Origin of the sequence: Cryobacterium melibiosiphilum, from assembly GCF_003602235.1 — a bacterium.
Taxonomy (GTDB): Bacteria; Actinomycetota; Actinomycetes; order Actinomycetales; family Microbacteriaceae; genus Cryobacterium; species Cryobacterium melibiosiphilum.
In genome coordinates, this window is sequence record NZ_QZVS01000075.1 from 1 (window position 1) to 22772 (window position 22772).

Sequence of the window (22772 nt, forward strand, 5' to 3'; positions counted from 1 at the left end):
GTGCAGCGGCGGGTGCGGGTGCAGCGGCGGGTGCCGGGGCGGCCACCGGTGCCGCTGCCGGCGGTGCTGCCACGGGCTCTTCGGCCGGGGCCGGGGCCTCGGTCGAGGGAACCTCAGCGACGGGGGCCTCGGGGGCGGCGGCCGGCGCAGAACCGTCGCCGATCACGACGAGGGCGGTGCCGACCTCGACGGTCTCGTCTTCCTGAACCAGGATGGCCTCAATGATGCCGGCGACCGGGGACGGGATTTCCGTGTCCACCTTGTCGGTCGACACCTCGAGCAGAGGCTCGTCGACCTCTACGCGGTCGCCCACGTTCTTGAGCCAGCGGGTGACCGTGCCCTCTGTGACACTCTCTCCGAGTGCCGGGAGGCTGACGGATTCGCTCATGCGCATGTCTCCTTCAAAACCATATGTGTGCTGAAAAATTGGATAGGAATAGGTGGCGAACCGCGTACAGTTCGCGTGGCGCTACATTGCGTGGAGCGGTTTGCCGGCGAGGGCCATGAAGGCCTCCCCGAGCGCCTCGTTCTGAGTGGGGTGTGCGTGCACGAGCGGGGTGATGTCCTCGGGGTACGCTTCCCAGTTCACGATGAGCTGGCCTTCGCCGATGAGCTCACCAACGCGCGCACCGATCATGTGCACGCCGATGATGGGGCCATCGGTGACGCGCACGAGCTTGATCGAGCCGGAGGTGCCGAGAATGGAACTCTTGCCGTTTCCGCCCAGGTTGTACTCGTAGGTCGCGATCTTGTCCGCACCGAACTTCTCGGCGGCCTTGGCCTCCGAGTAGCCGACCGAGGCGACTTCGGGGTCGCTGTAGGTGACCTTGGGAATATTGATGTCCTCGACCACGATGGGGTTGAGTCCGGCGATCTCTTCAGCCACGAAGATACCCTGCTGAAAACCGCGGTGGGCCAGCTGCAGGCCGGGAACGATGTCGCCCACGGCATAGACGCCGGGCACGTTCGTGGCGAGGCGTTCATCGGTGAGCACGAAGCCGCGATCCATGGTGATGCCGACCTCGTCGTAGCCGAGTCCGGCTGTCACCGGTCCGCGGCCCACGGCAACGAGCAGAATGTCCGCTTCGATGGTGGCGCCATTTTCGAGTGTCACGACGACGCCCTGGTCGTTCTGGGTGACGCTCTGAAAACGAACTCCGAGGGTGAAGTCGATACCGCGCTTGCGGAACGCACGCTCGAACTGCTTGGAGACGGACTCTTCTTCGTTCGGAACCAGGTGGGGGAGCGCTTCGACAATCGAGACGTCGGCGCCGAAGGATTTCCACACACTGGCGAACTCGACGCCGATGACGCCGCCGCCGAGCACGGCGACCTTTTTGGGGATGTAGTCGAGTTCGAGGGCGTGCTCGCTCGTGATGACGCGGCCCCCGATTTCGAGGCCGGGCAGCGAGCGTGAGTACGAACCGGTCGCGAGAATCACGTTCTTGCCGACGATGGTGTCGTCACCGACCTGCACGGTCGTCGGGGAGACCAGGTGGCCCTCGCCGGTGATGACCGTGATGCCCCGGGCCTTGATCAGGCCCTGAAGTCCCTTGTACTTGCTGGCCACGATGCCCTCGCGGAAGGCGGTGACGGCAGCGATGTCGACCCCGTCGAACGTGGTCTTCACGCCGTACTTGCCCGCGTCGCGGCTGACGTCGGCGACCTCGGCCGAGTGCAGCAGCGCCTTGGTGGGAATGCAACCGACGTGCAGGCAGGTGCCGCCGAGTTTGCCCTTCTCGATCAGACCAACGGTGAGGCCGAGCTGAACAGCGCGCAGCGCCGCTGCGTACCCGCCGCTTCCTCCGCCAAGAACGACAACGTCAAAATTCTGCTCCGACACTCAGTTACTCCCTCGTGCATCAAACCATGCCACGACGGCTTCCGATTCGAGCCGCCGCGCAAACGATTAGTGGCAAGCTTTTCTTGCCCCTTCGACTGTACTACGGGCGTGAAAAGTCCTCGGCCAGTCGGAGCAGGGCGCGCACCGAGACTCCGGTCGGTCCGATTCCGGTGAAACCCCAGGCGCTGCCGGTGTTCTGGGCCGGACCGGCGATGTCCAGGTGGGCCCAGGGGATGGTCACGCCGTGCTCGTTCTTGCCCACGAACTCGCGTAGGAAGACGCCCGCGAGCAGCATTCCGCCGGCCGGGGTGCCGATCTTCGCGTTGGCGATGTCCGCTACGTCTGAATTCAGCAGGGCGCGCAGCTCATCGGGGAGCGGCATCGGCCACACCTGTTCGTTGGCGGCCGCGCTGGAGGCGAGCACCCGCTGCACGAGCGCATCATCGCCCATGGTCCCGAAGTAGCGATTGCCGAGGGCGACGATCGCGGCACCGGTGAGGGTGGCGACGTCGATGATCGCATCGGGCTGTTCTTCGCTCGCCGCGACGAGGCCGTCGGCGAGAACGAGGCGACCCTCGGCATCCGTGTTGAGCACCTCGACGGTGCGTCCACCGCGCATCCGCAGCACGTCGTTCGGGCGAATGGCCGAACCCGACGGCATGTTCTCGGCTATGCACATCCACGCGGTGATGCGCACAGGCAGGGCCAGCCGGGCGGCGGCGAGAGTCACCGCGAGCACCGTCGCGGCTCCGGTCATGTCGTATTTCATTCCCACCATGGATGCCGGCGGCTTGAGGGAGAGCCCGCCGGTGTCAAAGGTGATGCCCTTTCCCACGAGCGCGAGGTGCTGGGCCGCCCCCGTGGGGGAATAGCTGAGCTTCACGAGGCGGGGCGGGCGCGTGGACCCCTGGCCGACACCCGCGATGCCGCCGAAACCATCGGCGACAAGCTCGGCCTCATCCCACACGGTGACGTCGACGGGCAGCCCCGCGGCGGCCGTGACGGCGCGCTCGGCGAAAGATGCCGGGTACAGGTCGAGCGGAGGGGTGTTGACGAGATCCTTCACGAGGCTGACGGCTTCGGCGGAGGCCAGCGCGCGCGCCAGCGCCGCCGCGTCGACGAGTCGTGTCTCGTCGAGGGCCGTGTGCACGCTGATCTGAGAGGCCGGCAGCTTGGTTTCGGCGAGGGAACTGTTCCGGTACGAGGTGAAGGAGTAGCCACCGAGCGCGGCCCCCTCGAGCACGGCCTCGGCCTCATCGGTCGTCGACACCGGGATCGCGATCGCGAGGCTGGTGACTCCGGTCAGCTGACGCACAGCAGAACCCGCCGCGTGTCGCAGGGAGTGCACGGTCGCCTCACGTCCAAGACCGACGACCGCGACGGCTCGCGCAGCCAGGGAAGCGGACGGTGCCAGCCTCACGACCTCATCGCGGGCGCCGGTGACCCCGAGCGCGGCGAGCTGGTCGGCCAGGCCCGCGAAACTCGCGTCGGCGTGCAGCGCGGGGCCGGCATCCGTCTGAAGTGCCGCGACGACGACCACGTCGACGTCGGCGTCGATGGCGGGCTGGCTGGACAGTGACAGGGTAGGAATGGTCATAGTCGATGGTAACCACCGACGCCGGTGGGGGTGTGTTCGCTGAGGGCACCATGCGGAAGGCGCGGTTTGCCCCTCACCTGCGCGAGCCTCGGATTAGAGTTGGGACATGCGCGATCCTGGTGAACTATACGAGCTGACCGCAGATGCTGACAGCGTGCCCGAGGGCCTGCACCTGGTGGCCGGCCTCACGGGCTTCGCGGATGCCGGCGGGGCGGTCTCGCAGTTTTCCGAGTACCTGCTCGGCACCCTCAAGCACACCGTCATCGCGACCTTCGACGCCGATACGCTGCTCGACTACCGCGCCCGTCGTCCGATCATCTACTTCGACCAGGACCACCTCACGAACTACCAGCCGCCGACGCTGCGGCTGTACCTGGCGCTCGACGAGATCGGGCAGCAGTTCCTCTTTCTGACGGGGTTCGAGCCGGACTTTCGCTGGGACCAATTCGCATCGGCGATGTTGCAGCTCGTGGCTCGCTTCAAGGTCGCGTCCACGACATGGGTGCACGCAATTCCGATGCCGGTTCCGCACACGCGGCCGATCGGCGTGACGGTCAGCGGCAACCGCTCGGATCTCATCGAGAGCATGTCCGTCTGGCGACCGCACACCCAGGTCGCGGCCAACGCCCTGCACCTCGTCGAGTATCGCCTGCAGGAGCGTGGAGCCTCGACCGTGGGCTTTGTGCTGCTCGTGCCGCACTACCTCGGCGATACCGAATTTCCGTCGGCGGCGCTCTCCGCCCTCGAAAGCACGAGCGCATCGACCGGACTGATCTTTCCGACCGATCGCCTGCGCGAACAGAATCGGGACTTCGTTGCCCGCATCGACGAACAGGTGCGCGACAACCCGGAACTGGCCAAGCTCGTGGGCACGCTCGAGCAGCGTTATGACGCCTATATGGAGGGGAGCACCCTGCGGTCGCCCCTGACCGACGAAGACGGCGAGCTGCCGAGTGCCGACGAAATCGCCGCCGAACTGGAGAAATTCCTCGCGATACGTCGCAGCAAAGACGACGGCTCCGCGGCGTAACCCGCTCCGCCCCTGGTGCCGGGCGGTGCCCCGCTGGGGGTAACTTGGGGGTAATGAACTCCCGTTGGTCCTGGTTGGTATTCGCTGTCGGCTCCTTCGCGTACCTCTCAGCGGTCCTGCAGCGCACATCGCTCGGCATCGCCGGCGTCGCCGCGACCGAACGCTTCGGCGGATCGGCTGCCGTGCTGTCAAGCCTCGCGGTGGTGCAGCTCATCGTCTACGCCGCCATGCAGATTCCCGTCGGGGTCTTGATCGATCGCTTTGGACCGCGCACCCTCATACTCTTCGGCACGACGTTCATGATTGCCGGCCAGGTCACCCTCGCTCTGGTCCCCACGGTCGCCCTGGCCGTCGTCGGGCGCGTTCTCGTCGGTGCGGGCGACGCGGCGCTCTTCATCTCGATCATCCGTCTGATCAGCTCGTGGTTCTCGGGGCGGATCGTTCCCCTGCTCTCCCAATGGCTCGGCAACATCGGCCAACTCGGCCAGGTGCTCTCCGCGGTGCCCCTGGCCTGGCTGCTGCACGCGGCCGGCTGGACACCCGCGTTCCTGTCCGCGGCATCCGTCGCCGTGCTGGCCCTGATCCTGGCCGTCATCTTCGTGCGCGACCGACCCGCCGGAGTCGTGGACCCGCACCGAGCGACGAGTTGGAGCAGCGCTCTCGTGCAATTGCGGCACAGTTTCAAGCGGCCGGGAACCCAACTGGGCTTTTGGTCGCACTACGTCACCCAGTCCTCGGGCACGGTGTTCAGCCTGCTTTGGGGGTTCCCCTTCATGGTCTATGCCCTCGAGTTGGACCCGGTGCTCGCCGCGGGTCTGCTCACCATCCTCGTGGGCACGGGACTCGTCTTCGGCCCCGTCCTCGGCGTGCTGACCGCCCGCTATCCGCAGCGGCGCAGCAACATCGTTCTCGCCATCGTCACCGCGATGGGCACCATGTGGGCCATCTTCCTCCTCTGGCCGGGCGTTCCCCCGCTCTGGCTGCTGGTGCTGCTGCTCGTGGTGGTCGGGGTCGGCGGGCCAGGCTCGCTGATCGGCTTCGACTTCGCCCGCACGTTCAATCCGCAACGCAGCCTGGGATCAGCCAACGGCGTCGTCAACGTGGGCGGTTTTCTCGCCAGCTTCGTCACGATGTACCTGATCGGGCTGCTCCTTGATCTCCAGAACGGATGGCGCGTGGCTGGGGGACAGCCCAGCGACCTGTATGCGCTCGACTCCTTTCGCATCGCATTCGCCGTGCAGTACATCGTCGTGGGCATCGGAGTCGTTTTTCTGGTGCGGGCGCGCCGCAGCACCCGGCGCCTGCTCCTGCACGAGGAGGGGCTCGAGGTCGCCCCGCTCTGGGTCGCCGCGGCTCGAGCCTGGCGTTCGCGCCGGGATGGTCGCCGGGACGGCCGCCCATAATGGCACGACCGCGGTGATGGCACGACCGCAGTGGTGGCACGACCGCGGTGATGGCACGACCGCCGGCGATGTCGGGGCCCGACAAAGACGGCAAAGATTCTAGCCGTGGCTTGTCTCCGCTGTAAACCGTGCGATAATTATCTCTAGGACCCGTTCAGGTCCGGGGAATTTCACGCCTTCGCGGTACAGCGACAGCGTGAAATTGATTGCCCGGGACTTGACATGGGTCCAAGTACTGCCCAAAATTCACCCTGCTCAGAGCCAGTCCGTCCCGGTTTGCGTGGGCCGTGGCTGCGAAGCAGCGCCGTCTGGTGGCGGCATGAGAGGTATTCGAATGGCAACCCCCGAAAAATCCGAGGCGACCGAGCTGGCTGCTGCCGCGCCTGAGACGGCCCCTGCAGTCCAGGCCCCCGTCGTCCAGGCCCCGGTCGTCAAGGCCCCGGCAGTCAAGAAGCCGGCGACGAAGACCGCCGCGGCCAAGACCGCCGCCGCGAAGGCCGCTGCCGCCAAGAAGGCCGCGGGCGCGGATGCCCCGGCCGCTGAGAAGGCAGCACCCCGCAAGCGTGCTGCGTCAACGCGCGCCAAGGCGAGCAAAGACGACGACACCTCAGCCGAGGATCCGGCCGGTGCGCACGATGACGACGACGCCGATGACGACCAGGGCAAGCGTGCCGCGTCCACCGAGCCGCTGCCCAAGGGCGCTCTCGTGTTGTCCCTCGTCGACGACGAAGACGAAGTTCCGGTCTACTCCAGCGCCATCACCGGCGCGACGGCCGACCCGGTCAAGGACTACCTGAAGCAGATCGGTAAGGTCGCCCTGCTCAACGCGGCCGAAGAGGTCGAGCTGGCCATGCGCATCGAAGCCGGACTGTTCGCCGAGGACAAGCTCTCCGAGATGACCGAGGCCGAGAAGAAGACCCCGCTGGGCCGCGAACTGCAGTGGGTGGCCAAGGACGGCGCCCGCGCGAAGAGCCATCTCTTGGGTGCCAACCTGCGCCTCGTGGTCTCGCTGGCCAAGCGCTACACCGGCCGTGGCATGCAGTTCCTGGACCTCATTCAGGAGGGAAACCTGGGCCTCATCCGCGCGGTCGAGAAGTTCGACTACACCAAGGGCTTCAAGTTCTCCACCTACGCCACCTGGTGGATCCGCCAGGCCATCACCCGCGCCATGGCCGATCAGGCCCGCACCATCCGCATCCCGGTGCACATGGTCGAGGTCATCAACAAGCTCGCCCGCGTGCAGCGCCAGATGTTGCAGGACCTGGGCCGCGAGCCCACGCCCGAAGAGCTCAGCCGCGAACTCGATATGACCCCCGAAAAGGTCGTCGAGGTTCAGAAGTACGGCCGCGAGCCGATCTCCCTGCACACTCCGCTCGGTGAAGACGGTGACAGCGAGTTCGGTGACCTCATCGAGGACACCGAGGCCGTGGTTCCCGCCGACGCCGTGGGTTTCACGATGCTGCAGAAGCAGCTCGAGAGCCTGCTGGATTCGCTGTCCGAACGTGAGGCCGGCGTCATCCGCATGCGCTTCGGGCTCGGCGACGGCATGCCCAAGACCCTCGACCAGATCGGAGACACCTTCGGCGTGACGCGTGAGCGCATCCGCCAGATCGAGTCGAAGACGATGGCCAAGCTGCGTCACCCGTCCCGGTCCCAGTCGCTGCGCGACTATCTCGAGTAGGAGTCGGGTGCGATACACGCCGGCGATCCTCATCGGCAGGGGCGTTCGGGTGCTCGCCCGGCTGCGCAAGCCGGGCGGCGGTTCAGCCGTTCCCGGGCTCGTGGTCAACAGAATTGCGCCCGGGTTCCTCGCCAGTGCCCTCAACGGTTTCCCGCAGGGCCTCGTGATTGTCTCGGGGTCCAGCGGCAAGTCCACCACCACGAAGATGCTCGTCGCGGCACTGCGCGCCCACGGACTCACGGTCTTCACCAATTCGTCGACCGCGAACATCAAGCAGGGCCTGACATCGGCGCTGCTTGAACGGGCCAGCCTCACCGGCCGCGTTGCCGGCGACATCGCGGTACTCGAAATGGATGAGGGGCACGGCGCGGCCATTGCGCCCACCCTGACGCCACGAGTGGTCGCCCTCACCAACGTGATGGTCGACCAGATCGACCGGTTCCACGACTCGGAGATGGTCGCCGCGCTGCTGCGCAAGATCGCCCTGCGGGCAACCGGGGTTGTCGTCATCAACGCCGACGACAACTACCTCGCCGACCTCGGCACCGACGTCGAGGCCGGTCCGACCGGTGCCCGTGTGGACCGCTACGGGGTCACCGCCGCCGTTTTCGAGGCGAATCCCCGCGGACTCGGCTACACGCACACCCGGTCCGAACGGCTCGCGCCCGGTGACGGGCTTCTGGTCACCGCGGTGAACGGTCGCTCTGCCCAGTTCGAACTCGGCGGCGTGAACTACCCGGTCACCCTGCCCGCGCGCGGAACCCACTACGCCGTGGATGCCGCCACCGCCGTCGCGACCGCCCGCGCCGCACTCGGCTCCCGTTTTGATGCCGAGGTCGCCATCGCGGCCGTCGGATCGATCCCGCCGGTGTTCGGTCGCGGAGAGATCGTCACCGTGAAGGGCGAGGACCTTGAATTCGTGCTCGTTCAGAATCCGGCGAGTTTCCAGCTCAATGTCGACAGCCTCGAGCCGGATACGGAGCAGATCCTTATCGCGATCGGCTCCGATGTGCGCGACCCGTCATACTTCTGGCCCGTCGACACGTCGAGCCTGCGGCACGTGCTCATCGCCTCCGGGTCGAAAGCCCACGACATCGCCCTGCAACTCGTCTACGACGACGTCGTGGTAGACCGGATTGAACCGGATGTCGGGGTCGCCCTGGACGCCTTCCTGGCGTTGCCGAGACCGACGCAGGGACTGAAAACCATCATCTTTTCCGCCGACGGGATGCGGCGCGCCCGCGCGCACCTCGGCCTGGCGACGAACGCCGAGGAGCCCGTTTGACCTCCGTCACCATCGTGTCCCTGCTGCCGCAACTGCTCGGTAACAACGGCGATGCCGCGAATGCCCGCGTGCTCGCGCAACGTGCGCGGTGGAGCGGCGTTGACGCATCCGTCGTCGCCGTGAACGGGGTCGCCGACCTGCCCGAACGAGTCGACGCGGTCGTCATCGGCACCGGGACGGACTCAGACCTGGTCGCGGCCCGCGATGTCCTGCTGACCATGGCGACCCAGATCCGTGAGTGGCTGACCGGGGGAGTGCCGGTCCTCGCGGTCGGAACCGGCTGGGAGTTGCTCAGCTGGGGCATCGAGCTGCCCGGCAACACCGTCGAGGGCCTCGGAATCGTACCCGGCAGGGCGGTGCCTCGCGCCGCGCGCGCAACCGGGGACCTGGTCGTGGCCACCCGGTACGGCCGGCTCATCGGTTTTGAAAACCACGCCCGCGACTACGTCGGGGCAGAGGGCTCACCGCTGGGCCGGGTTGAATCCGGCTTCGGCAACGGGGCCGCCGGCGGAGGGGCCCCGGAGGGTGTCGTTATGGGCGAGTTCGTCGGAACTCACCTCCATGGCCCGGTACTGGCTCGCAATCCGGGTCTCGCCGATCATCTTGTGACGCTCATGCTCAAGCGCGTCGGCGTCGACTATGTGGCCGGAGCCCGAAGCGAACCGGTCGATGACATAGCTCGAGCCGCACGCAATCAGATTGCGGTGCGGCTCGAACTTGCGATTGAGGCCTAGGAGCGCTTGTCCTCCAGGAGTCGGCTCGACTCGTCGTGCCAGCTCTCGGCGATGGCCGACAGCTTCTCCTGGTGCTTGCGACCGTGGTGCGCGCAGAACAACAGCTCACTGTTGTTCACGACGACGCGTATGTACGCCTGCGCTCCACAAGCGTCGCAGCGGTCGGCTGCGGTGAGCTGGTGGGGGGCGCCCTGTTGGTCAACTGCACCATTCTCAGTGGCGATCTGGGACATAATCTCCTCCTCCAGACGAAATTTCTAAAACCCTTAACCGTAATGTAAANAACACGGCAGGCTGTGGTTTGGGAGCAATTACACGGCATTTCGCTCACCGCGTAGTTCACTGCGTCCCGGGCGATATTGTGCGGGTGTTGATCCGGGTGGTTTGCACGAGGGTCACTAGGCTTAACCGTTGTGAGTTCCGACTATTCCGCCCGCCACCTGTCAGTTCTCGAAGGCCTCGAGGCGGTGCGCAAACGTCCCGGCATGTACATCGGATCAACCGACTCCCGCGGTCTCATGCACTGCCTGTGGGAGATCATCGACAACTCGGTCGATGAGGCCCTGGGCGGCCACGGCGATCGTATTGAAATCGTGCTGCACGCCGACGACAGCGTCGAGGTTCGCGATACGGCTCGCGGAATCCCCGTGGACATTGAGCCCAAGACCGGCTTGACCGGTGTTGAAGTGGTCTTCACGAAACTCCATGCCGGCGGTAAGTTCGGCAGCGGCTCCTATGCCGCCTCGGGTGGGCTGCACGGGGTGGGGGCATCCGTGGTCAACGCCCTGTCCGAACGTCTCGACGTCGAAGTCGACCGTGGCGGCAAGACCTGGGCCATGTCCTTCCACCGTGGCGAGCCGGGCATGTTCGCCGATGCCGCGCCGTTCTCGGACGGCGGCGTCAAAAGCCCGGACTCTCCCTTCACCCCGTTTGAGAACCAGAGCGAGCTCCGGGTGGTCGGCAAGGCCGCCCGCGGAGTGACGGGTACCCGCATTCGTTACTGGGCCGACCGGCAGATCTTCACCGAGGGCGCGAGCTTCCAGACCGACGACGTGCTGAACCGTGCCCGCCAGACGGCGTTCCTCGTGCCGGGCCTCGCCATTCAGGTCGACGACCGACGCACCGACGAACCCGTGCTGCACGCCTTCCAGTTCGACGGCGGAATCTCCGAGTTCGTTGACCACCTGGCGACGGATGCCCCGGTCACCGACACCTGGCGCCTCACCGGCAGCGGGTCGTTCCGAGAAACGGTCCCCGTGCTGACCGACTCCGGGGCGATGATCCCGACCGAACTCGAACGGGAATGCCAGGTCGACATCGCCCTGCGCTGGGGAACGGGCTACGACACCATCGTGCAGAGCTTTGTGAACATCATCGCCACCCCGAAGGGCGGCACCCACCAGGCCGGCTTCGACGCCGGGCTGCTCAAATTCCTGCGCGCCCAGGTCGAGCTCAACGCCCGCCGGCTGAAGGTCGGCTCCGACAAGCTCGACAAGGACGACGTCATGGCCGGATTGACGGCCGTGCTCACCGTGCGCCTGCCCGAGCCGCAGTTCGAAGGGCAAACCAAGGAAGTGCTCGGAACGCCCGCCGTGCGGGCCATCGTCGCGGCCGTGGTCGCGAAGTCGATGACCGAACGCTTTGCATCCACCAAGCGCGATGACAAGACGCAGTCGGCGGTCGTGCTCGACAAGATCGTCGCCGAGATGAAATCGCGCATCTCGGCCCGCGCCCACAAGGAGACCCAGCGGCGCAAGAACGCTCTCGAGAGTTCTTCCCTACCGGCCAAGCTCGTCGACTGCCGCAGCAACGACGTCAAGACCAGCGAACTGTTCATCGTGGAGGGCGACTCCGCGCTCGGCACCGCGAAACTAGCCCGCGACAGCGAACACCAGGCGCTGCTGCCGATTCGCGGCAAGATTCTCAACGTGCAGAAGGCATCCGTCTCGGACATGCTCTCAAACACGGAGTGCGCCTCGATCATCCAGGTGATCGGCGCCGGGTCCGGCCGGAGCTTCGACATTTCGGCCGCCCGCTACGGCAAGGTCATCATCATGAGCGACGCTGATGTTGACGGAGCACACATCCGCACCCTCTTGCTGACCCTGTTCTTCCGCTACATGCGACCGATGATCACCGAGGGCCGAGTCTTCGCAGCAGTCCCTCCATTGCACCGAGTCATCGTCATGAACCCGGGTTCCAAGCCCAACGAGACCATCTACACCTACTCGGAGGTCGAGCTGCACAGCGTCCTCGCGGCGCTCGACAAGCGCGGCAAGAAGTACCAGGACCCCATCCAGCGGTACAAGGGCCTCGGCGAGATGGATGCCGACCAGCTGGCGACCACGACCATGGAGCGAGCGCACCGCACCCTGCGACGGGTGCGGGTCGACGACGCCGAGATGGCCGGAAAGGTGTTCGAACTGCTGATGGGCAACGACGTGGCCCCGCGCAAGGAGTTCATCATCGAGAGCTCGGACAAGCTCAGCCGGGACCGCATCGACGTCTAGTCACCGGGCCCAGATCTGGCCGCAGCGTCAGATCTGGGCACGCGTCAGATCTGGGCACGCGTCAGATCTGGGCACGCGTCAGATCTGGGCGCCGATCGCGCCGATGACCGCGTCGAGCATGATTCCGGATGCGTCGCGGCGAGAACCCGAGTCCGGCAGCGGCCGCGCCACGCCATCCGGTCCCACGGCACGCGCCGGCGCGGGCCCGACCCACGCCACGGACAGGGTGTCCTCACCCTTGAGAAAGCGTTGGGAACGCACTCCGCCGGTGGCGCGCCCCTTCGCGGGGTACTCCGAGAAGTCGGAAACCTTGGCGCTGCCGGAATCCGTCAGCAGCAGCATCTCCCCTCCGACGGCGACGGTGGCGACCACAGCGGTGGCCGCGTCCTCGACCGTCAGGCTCGTGAAGAACACCGCAGCGCTCCCGGCGGCGAGCTTGATCCCCGCCATTCCCCCCGCGGCGCGGCCCTGCGGGCGCACCCCGGCAGCGGGGAAGTGCAGCAGCTGCGAGTCCGAGGCGATGAAGACGAGCTCGTCGTCGTCACCGCCCTGGGCCGCACCCACCACTTCGTCCTTGGGCTTCAGGGCGATGATCTCGAAGTCGGGGCGGTTCGCCCAATCCCCGGGGGTCACCCGCTTGACGATTCCCTGCCGGGTACCGAGGGCGATGGACTGGTCGCTCTCGAGGGACACCAGCGCGAGCACGCGTTCGCCCTTGCCCAGCACCAGGTAGTCGACCACCCGCACCCCGGCGGCGAGCTGGATGGACGTCGGTGGCATCACCGGCAGGTCAACGGGGGAGAAGCGGATGAGCCGGCCCCGGTTGGTCACGGCGCCCACCTCGGCACGGCTGGTCGTCTCGAGGGAGGAGAGGACCGCGTCGTGCTTGCTGCGCCGTTGTGGTGGCACAATTCGCTGGGGCTGGGTGTCGTCTTCGACCTGCAGGTCGACGCGGGCAATCCGGCCGGTGCAGCTCAGGAAGATCCGGGTGGGGATGTCCTGCACCTCGAGCACCGCGGCGTTGCGCTTGGCGGCCGCGGCGGAGACGCCCGCAATGCTCGGCTTGGCCTCGGTCAGCACGGTGCGGCGCGGTGTGCCGAATTTCTCGGCCACGGCGGCAAGCTCGTCAGAGACCAGGTTGCGGATCGCTCCCGTGCTCGAGAGGAGTTTCTCGAGGGCGGCGATTTCGGCGAGCAGCTGGTCGCGCTCGGCTTCGAGTTCGATCCGGGAGAACCGGGTCAGGCGGCGCAGGCGCAACTCCAGGATGTATTCGGCCTGCACCTGGCTCAGGTCGAAGACGTCGATCAGGCGGGTCCGGGCCTGTTCGGTGTCGTCGCTGGCGCGAATGACCTGGATGACCTCGTCGATGTCGACGATGGCGACCAGCAGCCCTTCGACCAGGTGCAGGCGTTCCTTGCGACGGGCCAGGCGATACGCAGACCGCCGGGTGACAACCTGGATGCGGTGGTTGACGTAGACCTGCAGCAGCTCACGCAGGCCCAGCGTCTGCGGCGCGCCCTCGACGAGGGCGACGGCGTTGATGTTGAACGAGTCTTCGAGCGGAGTGTACCGGTAGAGCTGCTCGAGTACGGCGTCGGGGCTGAAGCCGGTCTTGATCCCGATCACCAGGCGCAGGCCCTTGGTGCGGTCGGTCAGGTCGGTGACGTCCGAGATACCGCTGAGCTTTTTGGAGTTGACCCCGTCCTTGATCTTCTCGATGACCTTTTCCGGGCCGACGAGGTAGGGCAGTTCGGTGACCACCAGTCCGGTCTTACGGGCAGTGATCGCTTCGACGGATACCCGGGCTCGGGTCTTGAAGCTGCCGCGCCCGGTCAGGTACGCGTCTTTGATTCCGGCGAGGCCGACGATGGTTCCGCCGGTGGGCAGGTCGGGTCCCGGGATGAACTCCATCAGGTGCTCGAGCGAGGCATCCGGATACTTGAGCAGGTGGCGGGCGGCGCCGACGACCTCGATGAGGTTGTGCGGGGCCATGTTGGTGGCCATGCCCACGGCGATTCCGCTCGCCCCGTTGACGAGCAGGTTGGGGTAGGCGGCCGGCAGCACGTCGGGTTGGGTCAGCTGGTTGTCGTAGTTCGGCACGAAATCCACGACGTCCTCGTCGAGGTTCTCGGTCATCGCCAGTGCGGGAGCGGCGAGGCGCGCCTCGGTGTATCGCGGAGCCGCGGGACCGTCGTCGAGGGACCCGAAGTTTCCGTGCCCGTCGATCAGCGGCACCCGCAGCGAGAAGGCCTGTGCCATGCGCACCATTGCGTCGTAGATGGCCGTGTCTCCGTGCGGGTGCAGCTTGCCCATGACCTCGCCGACGACGCGGGCGCTCTTCACGTGTCCACGGTCGGGTCGCAGGCCCATTTCGCTCATCTGGTAGAGGATGCGGCGCTGAACGGGCTTGAGGCCGTCCCGCGCGTCGGGAAGTGCCCGCGAATAGATGACCGAGTAGGCATACTCGAGGAAAGATCCCTGCATCTCCACCGAGACGTCGACGTCTTCGATGCGTTCGGTGGCGGCGGCGGGCGGCGTGCTGGGTGAGCGGCTCATTCGTGACTTCTGCTGTGGAGGCGCGTATGCACGGGCATGCACACGAAAGGAGCGGCCCGCCCTATGTCAGACTGGGGCCGATGTCTTCCATGTTACCGGCCCGCGAATTCAGCACTCTGCGCCTTGCCGACGTTCTCACAAGTTCCCTTGATGCCGTGCTGTCCCGGCCAAACCCGCTGGGGCTCCCGGCCGTGAGCAAGGCCGTTGTGGTCCTCGCCGATGGCCTCGGGGTCAGCTCGATCCGCGCCCGCGCCGGACACGCCCGGTTCCTGGCCTCGCGCCTGAACAAGACGAGCATCATCGACGGGGTCTTCCCGGCCACCACGGTCGCCGGCATCGCCACCCTGACCACGGGCGTCGAGCCCGGCCAGCACGGCCTCGTCGGGTATCAGGTTCTCGACGCCGAGCGTGATCGTGTCGTGAACCAGCTCACCGGCTGGGATGCCGACATGGTCCCGGAGACCTGGCAGCGCGCCCGCACCGTCTTTGACACCGCGGCCGAGCAGGGCGTTCCGAGCTTCGCCATCGGCCCGAAACGCTTCACGAACTCCGGGTTCACCGGGGCGGTGCTGCGCGGCGCGACGTATGTGCCCGCCGAGAGCATCGCCGACCGGTTCCGCGCTGCCCGCACGATTTTGAACGAGCAGCCCACCGCACTCATCTACCTCTACGTGGCTGAACTCGACGTTGCCGCGCACGCGCACGGTTGGGAGTCGGGCCGGTGGCTGGCCCAGCTGGAAACCCTGGACGCTGAGATGGCGACGTTCGCCGCGGGCCTCCGCCGCGACGAAGGGCTCCTGTTGACGGCAGACCACGGCGTGCTCGACGTGCCCGCAGCCAAGCACATCCTCTTCGACACCGTGCCCGACCTCGTCGCCGGGGTGCGGCATGTCGCCGGCGACCCGCGATGTGTCCAGCTCTACCTGGACCCCGATCAGGATGCCGTGACGGCCGAGACGCTCGCTGCGGCCTGGCGCGCGGTCGAGGGGGAGCGGGCCTGGATCTTCACCCGGGACGAGGCCGTGGCGGCCGGGATTTTCGGTCGCGTCGCACCCGAGGTGCTGCCGCGGATCGGCGATGTCATCATCGCCGCGCGGAGACTCGTGGCCTACTACGATTCCCGGGACCCCAAAAAAAGCGCCCGCACCATGATCGGCCAGCACGGGTCCCTCACCGATGAGGAACTTCGCGTGCCGCTGATCCGGGCGGGCGCCTTCGAACGCTAGCGAGCCAACTCGAGCGCTATCAGCTCGGGTACTGGCCGCGCTTGACCTGGGGCTTCGGCAGCCGCATCGGACGCAGCTGAAGCGCGCGCATCGCGGAGTACCAACGGATGCGCTCCGCCTTCGCCGCTCCAAATTTCGCTTCGATCTTCTTCGTGAGGATGAAGCCGAGCACGATGCAGTCGATGATCGCGACGATGAAGAAGCCCCACAGGGCGAGGATCCCGTAGGTCTGCACCGAGGGGTCGGGAAAGAACGTCAGCAGGATCACGAGGAACATGACCGGGATCATGAATTCGCCCACGTTGAATCGCGCGTCGACGTAGTCGCGGGCGAATTTCTTCTGCGGCCCGCGTTCACGCTGCGGCAGGTACTTGTCGTCGCCGGCGGCCATGCCCACGCGGGCACGATCCCGGGCCGCCATCGACTTCGCGCGCGCCTGCTTCGCGGCGAGCTTGCGATCATCGGGCACGAGGGGGCGCTTGTTGCCCGCTTCCTGCTGCTTCCGGGTCGGGGTCGCCTGACCCTTGCCGGCGGGAGATCCGGCCAGTCGGGCCGCCGTTTCTTCCACGGTTTCGATCGACGGTTTGCCGTCGGGGTTTACTTTAGCCACATCAAATCCTTGCAATTGGGTGCCTTAAGATTACCCGTATGACGGTTACACCAGAGACAATCCCGACTATGGCACTGCGCCAAGCCGTGGAACAGGGGCTTCCCACCACAATTTCGGACCTGTGTGCCCTCGTGCGCATCCCGTCAGTGTCGTGGTCGGCGTTTGATCGTGACCCCGTCGCGGCCAGCGCTGACGCCGTGGCGACCCTCGCCCGCGACCTGGGGGTGTTCGACACGGTCACCGTGAGCCAGGCCCTCATCCCGGGTGCAGACGGCGAGCTCGGCCAGCCGGCAGTGCTGGCCGTTCGCCCCGCCCGCAACGGCCGCCCGACGGTCGTGCTCTACGCCCACCACGATGTCCAGCCTCCCGGCAATGACGCCGACTGGGAATCGCCCCCGTTCGAGCCGACCGTTCGCGGTGACCGGCTTTACGGGCGCGGCGCGGCCGACGACAAAGCCGGCGTCATGGCCCACATCGCAGCCATTCGTGCCCTCGTGGCCGCCGAGGGACAGGACTTCGACCTGGGCATCACACTCTTCATCGAGGGTGAGGAGGAGTTCGGCAGCCGGTCGTTCACGACCTTCCTCGAAGACAATCTCAACGCCCTGCGCGGCGACGTGATCGTCGTTGCCGACTCCAATAACTGGGACGTCACGACACCGGCCATCACGGTCAGCCTCCGCGGCAACGTCACCCTGCGCCTCACCGTGCGCACGCTTGCCCACGCCTCGCACTCCGGCATGTTCGGGGGAGTGGTTCCCGACGCCATGCTCGCCACCATTCAATTACTCGCCACGTTGCACGACGCCGACGGATCCGTCGCCGTGGACGGACTCACCAGCCACGACGCGTCCACTCCGGACTACGACGAGGCCCAGCTGCGCGCCGAAACCGGGCTTCTCGAGGGCGTCTCGCCGATCGGGCGCGGCTCCCTGCTCAGCCGAGTCTGGTTCCAGCCGGCGATCACCGTGACCGGCATCGACGCGCCGACGGTCGACAACGCCTCGAACACGCTGTCCCCATCGATCACGGTGCGCATCAGCGCGCGGATCGCACCGGGCCAGAAGGCGACGGATGCTGCGGTCGTTCTCGAAGCGCACCTCCGCGCCCACGCGCCCTACGGCGCCGTGCTGGAGTTCGACGACATCGACGTGGGGGAACCCTTCCTGGTGGACACCAGCGGCTGGGCGGTCACCGAGGCCGCTGCTGCAATGACGGATGCCTGGGGCACCCCGCCCGTCGACATCGGCGTCGGTGGTTCCATCCCCTTCATCGCAGACCTCGTGCGGGTATTCCCGGCGGCGCAGATTCTGGTGACCGGGGTTGAAGACCCGGATTCCCGAGCGCACAGCCCCAACGAGTCACTTCACCTCGGCGTGTTCGCGCGCGCCGTGTTGAGCGAAGCCTTGCTGCTCGGTCGGCTCAACCACCGAACCGGCTCCTAGTTCAGCCGGGATGCCCGGAACGGGAATGTCCATGATGACTTTCTTGTTGTCGACGGTAGAATCCATACAGATCCGTGTATTTGGATCCATCGATTCAGATCTCGTGCAAGCGGGATCGTGACCTGTGCGAACCCGAGGAGACCCATGACTGACACCCTGACTGACAGCACCGTTGCCAACACCGCAGTAGCCACTGAAACCGCGACCGAGGCCGAGCCCGCTGCCCACGGTGTCGGCCTCACCGAGACCGCCGCACTCAAGGTGCGCAGCCTGCTGACCCAGGAAGGGCGCGAAGACCTGCGCCTCCGGGTTGCCGTGCAGCCCGGTGGCTGCTCCGGCCTGATCTACCAGCTCTACTTCGATGAGCGCGTTCTCGAGGGCGACGCCCTCGTCGACTTCGACGGTGTCGAGGTCGTCGTCGACAAGATGAGCGTGCCGTACCTCGACGGTGCCACGATCAATTTCGAAGACACGATCGAGAAGCAGGGCTTCACGATCGACAACCCGAACGCCGGCAGCAGCTGCGCGTGCGGAGACTCCTTCAGCTGAGCACCCGCGAGACATCGTCCTCTGGGAGGCCACCGATCCGGTGGCCTCCCAGAGGTGTTTAAAGTTGGTCTTCAGCGCCCCCGCAGCCCCGAAACGCAATTTAAGTGAGAATCTCGGCACCCGAACAGGGAAACTTCGCTGATCAGGTGCCACAGCGCACATTAGCCACCGCGTCTCGGAGTAGGCTAGAAACGGTCACCGCACTTCCTGTGAAGTGCCCTCGAGTCTTCCGAAAGGTCCCCGGTGCGCATGAATCACCGTCTCCGATGGGCTGCAATCCCGATCGCAGCGACGTTAACAATCTTCCTAGCAGGGTGCTCCACGGCCCAGCTGAACGGCTACCTGCCTGGCTTTGAGGAGGGGCAGGAGGCAGTCACCAACCAGACCGAACGAGTATCCGGACTCTGGACAACCTCATGGATCGTGCTCCTCATCGTGGGCATCATCACTTGGGGTCTCACCATCTGGACCGTCGTCGTCTACCGACGGCGTAAGGGCCAGACCGGTCTGCCGCCCCAGCTTCGGTACAACATGCCGATTGAGATCTTCTACACGGTCGTGCCCCTCATCCTCGTCGTAGGCTTCTTCGCCTTCACGGCCCGCGATCAGGCCGCTATCGAGGCGCGTTTCGACGCACCCGACGTGCAGATCGAGGTACAGGCGAAGCAGTGGGCCTGGGACTTCAACTATGTGGATGAGAATGTCTACTCCGCCGGCGTTCAGGCCCAGCCTGACCCCGACGGCGAGACTGGAGCCATCCTCCAAGAGGAGCTCCCCACGCTCGTTCTGCCGGTCGACCAGAAAATCGAGATCGCCCTGGAAGCCCGGGACGTCATCCACTCTTTCTGGGTCATCGACTTCCTCTACAAAAAGGACCTGGTACCGGGCAAGACCAACTACATGTCGGTCATCCCTGAGCGCATCGGCACGTACGCCGGCAAGTGCGCTGAACTGTGCGGCGAGTACCACTCGCTCATGCTCTTCAACGTGGAGGTCGTGTCCCAGGAGGACTACGACACCTACATCGACTCCCTGCGCGCCGCAGGCAATGACGGTCAGCTCGACAACGAGTTCGACCGCAATCAGACCCAGCCGGGCACTGGTGCCCCGACAGCTCAGGAGGACAACTAAGCCATGAGCACGACCATTGCCGCCGTGGAGACACGCTCCACGCCCCCGGTTTCGCGATCCGCCGAGGACAAGGGCAACACCCTCGTTCGCTGGATCACGTCCACCGACCACAAGGTCATCGGGTACATGTATCTGATCACCTCCTTCGCGTACTTCTGCATCGGCGGCGTGATGGCCCTCATCATCCGTGCGCAGTTGTTCGCCCCGGGCCTGGAAATCGTCCAGACCAAGGAACAGTACAACCAGCTCTTCACCATGCACGGCACGATCATGTTGCTCATGTTTGCAACACCGTTGTTCTTCGGCTTTGCCAACTTCCTGGTGCCGCTGCAGATCGGTGCTCCCGACGTGGCTTTCCCGCGGCTGAACGCACTGGCGTTCTGGTTCTTCTTCTTCGGCAGCCTCATCGCCGTCGCCGGGTTCCTGACCCCGCAGGGCGCGGCATCCTTCGGCTGGTTCGCCTACCAACCGTTGGCGAGCACCACGTTCTCACCCGGTGTCGGTGGAAACCTGTGGATGGTCGGACTCGGCCTGTCAGGCTTCGGTACGATTCTTGGTTCCGTGAACTTCATCACGACCATCATCACCATGCGCGCCCCCGGCATGACGATGTGGCGGATGCCGGTCTTCACCTGGAACACGCTCATCACAGCGCTGCTCAGCCTGATGGTCTTCCCCGTGCTGGCCGCCGCAATGCTGGCCGCCGCATCGGACCGTATCTACGGTTCGCACATCTACGACCCGGAGAACGGTGGAGCCATTCTGTGGCAGCACCTCTTCTGGTTCTTCGGCCACCCCGAGGTCTACATCATCGCCCTGCCGTTCTTCGGCATCGTCTCTGAGGTCTTCCCGGTGTTCAGCCGCAAGCCGATGTTCGGGTACAAGACACTCATCTACGCGACCATCTCCATCGCCGCCCTGTCGGTGTCGGTCTGGGCTCACCACATGTACGTCACGGGTTCCGTCCTGCTGCCGTTCTTCTCCCTGATGACGATGCTGATTGCGGTGCCGACTGGGGTGAAGATCTTCAACTGGATCGGCACCATGTGGCGGGGATCCCTGACGTTCGAGACCCCCATGCTGTGGGCTATCGGCTTCCTGATCACCTTCACGTTCGGTGGACTGACCGGCGTCATCCTGGCCTCGCCGCCGCTCGACTTCCACGTGTCGGACACGTACTTCGTGGTCGCGCACTTCCACTACGTGGTCTTCGGTACCGTCGTCTTCGCCATGTTCAGTGGTTTCTACTTCTGGTGGCCCAAGTGGACCGGCAAGATGCTCAACGAGAGCCTCGGCAAGTGGCACTTCTGGTTGCTCTTCATCGGCTTCCACACCACGTTCCTCGTGCAGCACTGGCTCGGTGTCATGGGAATGCCGCGTCGTTACGCGACGTACTCGCCCGAGGACGGCTTCGCTTGGATGAACCAGCTGTCGACGATCGGATCGATGATCCTCGCCGTGTCGATGATTCCGTTCTTCCTCAACGTGTACCTGACCGCGCGCCGCGCACCCAAGGTGACCGTGAACGACCCCTGGGGTTACGGCTCGTCGCTGGAGTGGGCGACGTCCTGCCCGCCGCCGCGCCACAACTTCACCTCGATCCCGCGAATCCGGTCTGAGCGCCCCGCGTTCGACCTGAATCACCCCGAGGTGGGAATTCCCGTTGGCATCGGCCCGGGCAAGGACGCACCGGACACGGCCGTCTTCGACGCCGCAGAAAACAGGGTGAAATAAGTATGAAGACCAATATCAACCTCCTCTGGGTGCTGACCGGTTTCTTCGGTCTCGTCACGGTGACGTACGTCATCTGGAGCCTGGTGGATCCCAATCACGGCCGCATCGAGTGGGCGGGCACGTTCATGCTCGCCCTCTCGACCCTGCTGGTGGCGTTCATCGCGTTCTACCTGGGCAAGGTGCACGGCGCCCAGGGTGCAGAGCTGCCCGAAGACCGCCTCGACGGCAACATCGACGATGGCGACCCCGAGCTCGGCTTCTTCAGCCCGTGGAGCTGGTGGCCGATCTTCCTGGCCGCAAGCTGCGCCCTGCTCTTCCTCGGCCTCGCCGTGGGACCGTGGATCGCGTTCATCGGCCTCGGCATCGGTGTCATCAGCCTCGTCGGCTGGGTCTACGAGTACTACCGCGGCATGTTCGCCCGCTAACACAGACCTCACGTCAAAGCCCCTGCCTCCCCGTTGATTCGGGGAGGCAGGGGCTTTTTGCGGTCCCCACGCAGCATTTGGCACGACGCTGCGTGCGCCAGGCCAGAGAGTGCGCCAGGCCAGAGCGCGCGCCAGGCCAGAGCGCGCGCCTGGTCAGAGCGCGCGGCGACGGAAGCTGAAGATGTCGAACGCGGCGGTGACGGATGTGGCAGCATCCGCTGTGAGAACGGCCTCTCCGTCCGTGTGGTGCGCCGACGGTCCCATGCCGAGAACGGCCCCGACATCGGCCGCAGACAGGCTCAGAACGGCGCTCAACGACTGCTGGCTCTGCAGCACGAAGTGGCCGGACAGGCCGTCGACGAGATGCCTTGCCTTGTCCGGCTGCATGGATACAGCCAGGCCTGCGGCCCGCAGCTCCTGCAGGTGGCTACTCTGCGGAACCACGACCAGCAGGAGCCCGCCGGGAGTCAGCACCCGGTGGAACTCTGCCGCGTTACGCGGAGCAAAGACATTGAGAATGACGTTCGCGGCGGCATCCCGAATGGGCAGGGCAGACCAGACGTCGGCGACGAGCCCGTCGGTTTCGGTGCCGGAGCGCACCGTTCGGGCCACCGCAGCGGGGGACAGGTCCATCGCCAGGGCGCGCGGCGGGTCGGGCGGGTGCGAGGCGGAGACGGCCTCGAGCACGGCGCGTAGGTAGTAGCCGGAACCGCAGCCCACGTCGATGATGCGGCTGGGGCGTTCGCCGGCGATGATGCGTGCGATGGCCTCCCGCAGGGGGGAGTAGAAACCACCGCCCTGAAAACGGTCCCGCGCATCCAACATGACGGCGCTGTCACCGATGAATTTGCGCGGACCTGAGAGCAGGCTGACGAAGCCACGCTTGTTGACGTCGAATGAGTGGCCGGCGGGGCAGCCGATGGAGAGCGCCGCGGACGGGGTGAGGGGGAGCACACAGTTCGGGCACCGAAGCCACTCCGAAAGATTCTGGAGTGACATCGATGCCCGTCTGG

Annotated in this window: 19 protein-coding genes; 12 read left to right on the plus strand and 7 right to left on the minus strand. The window is 65.9% G+C overall.

Annotated elements, in window-relative coordinates; translation table 11 throughout:
• From D6T64_RS07325 to D6T64_RS07335, 3 genes are all read right to left on the minus strand, one after another.
• Window positions 1–388 (minus strand): biotin/lipoyl-containing protein (locus tag D6T64_RS07325; RefSeq protein ID WP_325049781.1); only part of this gene is annotated, 388 nt, incomplete at its 3' end.
• A gap of 81 nt (window positions 389–469) precedes the next feature.
• Window positions 470–1843: a dihydrolipoyl dehydrogenase gene (gene lpdA / locus D6T64_RS07330; RefSeq protein WP_119973713.1), complete on the minus strand. Its 1374-nt coding sequence runs from the start codon at window positions 1841–1843 to the stop codon at window positions 470–472.
• Between the two features lie 100 nt (window positions 1844–1943).
• A complete protein-coding gene (locus tag D6T64_RS07335) occupies window positions 1944–3440 on the minus strand; it encodes a leucyl aminopeptidase (protein ID WP_119973715.1) in 1497 nt (498 codons plus the stop codon).
• Window positions 3441–3546: 106 nt separating this feature from the next.
• Between D6T64_RS07335 and D6T64_RS07340 the strand changes: the two genes are divergently transcribed.
• The 5 genes from D6T64_RS07340 to D6T64_RS07360 all read left to right on the plus strand — a co-directional run bounded on the left by D6T64_RS07340 (window position 3547) and on the right by D6T64_RS07360 (window position 9573).
• A complete protein-coding gene (locus D6T64_RS07340; protein WP_119973717.1) occupies window positions 3547–4470 on the plus strand; it encodes a proteasome assembly chaperone family protein in 924 nt (307 codons plus the stop codon).
• Window positions 4471–4523: 53 nt separating this feature from the next.
• Entirely contained in the window at window positions 4524–5873 is a 1350-nt protein-coding gene (locus D6T64_RS07345) for an MFS transporter (RefSeq protein ID WP_119973720.1), read from the plus strand.
• 334 nt (window positions 5874–6207) lie between these two features.
• Window positions 6208–7554, plus strand: a complete 1347-nt coding sequence (locus D6T64_RS07350; RefSeq protein ID WP_119973723.1) for an RNA polymerase sigma factor — start codon at window positions 6208–6210, stop codon at window positions 7552–7554.
• A 7-nt stretch (window positions 7555–7561) separates the two neighbouring features.
• Window positions 7562–8839, plus strand: a complete 1278-nt coding sequence (locus D6T64_RS07355) for a MurT ligase domain-containing protein (RefSeq protein WP_119973725.1) — start codon at window positions 7562–7564, stop codon at window positions 8837–8839.
• Window positions 8836–9573 (plus strand): type 1 glutamine amidotransferase, encoded by a 738-nt coding sequence (locus tag D6T64_RS07360; protein WP_119973728.1) that lies wholly within the window; start codon window positions 8836–8838, stop codon window positions 9571–9573. The genes D6T64_RS07355 and D6T64_RS07360 overlap by 4 nt, the downstream gene beginning before the upstream one ends.
• Here D6T64_RS07360 and D6T64_RS07365 read toward each other — a convergent pair.
• Window positions 9570–9806 carry a DUF7455 domain-containing protein gene (locus D6T64_RS07365; protein WP_119973730.1) on the minus strand — a complete coding sequence of 79 codons (237 nt, stop codon included), beginning with the start codon at window positions 9804–9806 and terminating at the stop codon, window positions 9570–9572. The genes D6T64_RS07360 and D6T64_RS07365 overlap by 4 nt on opposite strands.
• Window positions 9807–9986: 180 nt before the next feature.
• Between D6T64_RS07365 and D6T64_RS07370 the strand changes: the two genes are divergently transcribed.
• Window positions 9987–12083 (plus strand): DNA gyrase/topoisomerase IV subunit B, encoded by a 2097-nt coding sequence (locus D6T64_RS07370; protein WP_119973733.1) that lies wholly within the window; start codon window positions 9987–9989, stop codon window positions 12081–12083.
• A gap of 78 nt (window positions 12084–12161) precedes the next feature.
• Here D6T64_RS07370 and D6T64_RS07375 read toward each other — a convergent pair whose 3' ends face one another.
• Window positions 12162–14639 carry a DNA gyrase/topoisomerase IV subunit A gene (locus tag D6T64_RS07375; RefSeq protein ID WP_119973735.1) on the minus strand — a complete coding sequence of 826 codons (2478 nt, stop codon included), beginning with the start codon at window positions 14637–14639 and terminating at the stop codon, window positions 12162–12164.
• Between the two features lie 80 nt (window positions 14640–14719).
• On the opposite strand from D6T64_RS07375, the gene D6T64_RS07380 reads away from it, so the two are divergent.
• Window positions 14720–15865 carry an alkaline phosphatase family protein gene (locus tag D6T64_RS07380; protein ID WP_199719100.1) on the plus strand — a complete coding sequence of 382 codons (1146 nt, stop codon included), beginning with the start codon at window positions 14720–14722 and terminating at the stop codon, window positions 15863–15865.
• Between the two features lie 19 nt (window positions 15866–15884).
• On the opposite strand, the gene D6T64_RS07385 is transcribed toward D6T64_RS07380, so the two are convergent.
• A complete protein-coding gene (locus D6T64_RS07385) occupies window positions 15885–16475 on the minus strand; it encodes a DUF3043 domain-containing protein (protein ID WP_119973738.1) in 591 nt (196 codons plus the stop codon).
• A gap of 68 nt (window positions 16476–16543) precedes the next feature.
• Between D6T64_RS07385 and D6T64_RS07390 the strand changes: the two genes are divergently transcribed.
• The 5 genes from D6T64_RS07390 (at window position 16544) to D6T64_RS07410 (ending at window position 21759) form a co-directional block, all read left to right on the plus strand.
• On the plus strand, window positions 16544–17920 hold the full coding sequence (locus tag D6T64_RS07390) for a dipeptidase (protein WP_233550910.1): 1377 nt from the start codon (window positions 16544–16546) through the stop codon (window positions 17918–17920).
• 144 nt (window positions 17921–18064) lie between these two features.
• On the plus strand, window positions 18065–18469 hold the full coding sequence (locus D6T64_RS07395) for a HesB/IscA family protein (protein ID WP_119973743.1): 405 nt from the start codon (window positions 18065–18067) through the stop codon (window positions 18467–18469).
• A 243-nt stretch (window positions 18470–18712) separates the two neighbouring features.
• The gene (gene ctaC / locus D6T64_RS07400; protein WP_119973745.1) at window positions 18713–19600 is read left to right on the plus strand and encodes an aa3-type cytochrome oxidase subunit II; all 888 of its coding nucleotides are present in this window, start codon (window positions 18713–18715) and stop codon (window positions 19598–19600) included.
• A 3-nt stretch (window positions 19601–19603) separates the two neighbouring features.
• A complete protein-coding gene (gene ctaD / locus D6T64_RS07405; protein ID WP_119973748.1) occupies window positions 19604–21334 on the plus strand; it encodes an aa3-type cytochrome oxidase subunit I in 1731 nt (576 codons plus the stop codon).
• A gap of 2 nt (window positions 21335–21336) precedes the next feature.
• Window positions 21337–21759 carry a cytochrome c oxidase subunit 4 gene (locus D6T64_RS07410; protein ID WP_119973750.1) on the plus strand — a complete coding sequence of 141 codons (423 nt, stop codon included), beginning with the start codon at window positions 21337–21339 and terminating at the stop codon, window positions 21757–21759.
• A gap of 153 nt (window positions 21760–21912) precedes the next feature.
• On the opposite strand, the gene D6T64_RS07415 is transcribed toward D6T64_RS07410, so the two are convergent.
• Window positions 21913–22758, minus strand: coding sequence for a putative RNA methyltransferase (locus tag D6T64_RS07415; RefSeq protein ID WP_119973752.1), 846 nt, complete (start codon window positions 22756–22758; stop codon window positions 21913–21915).
• Between the last annotated feature and the right edge of the window lie 14 nt (window positions 22759–22772).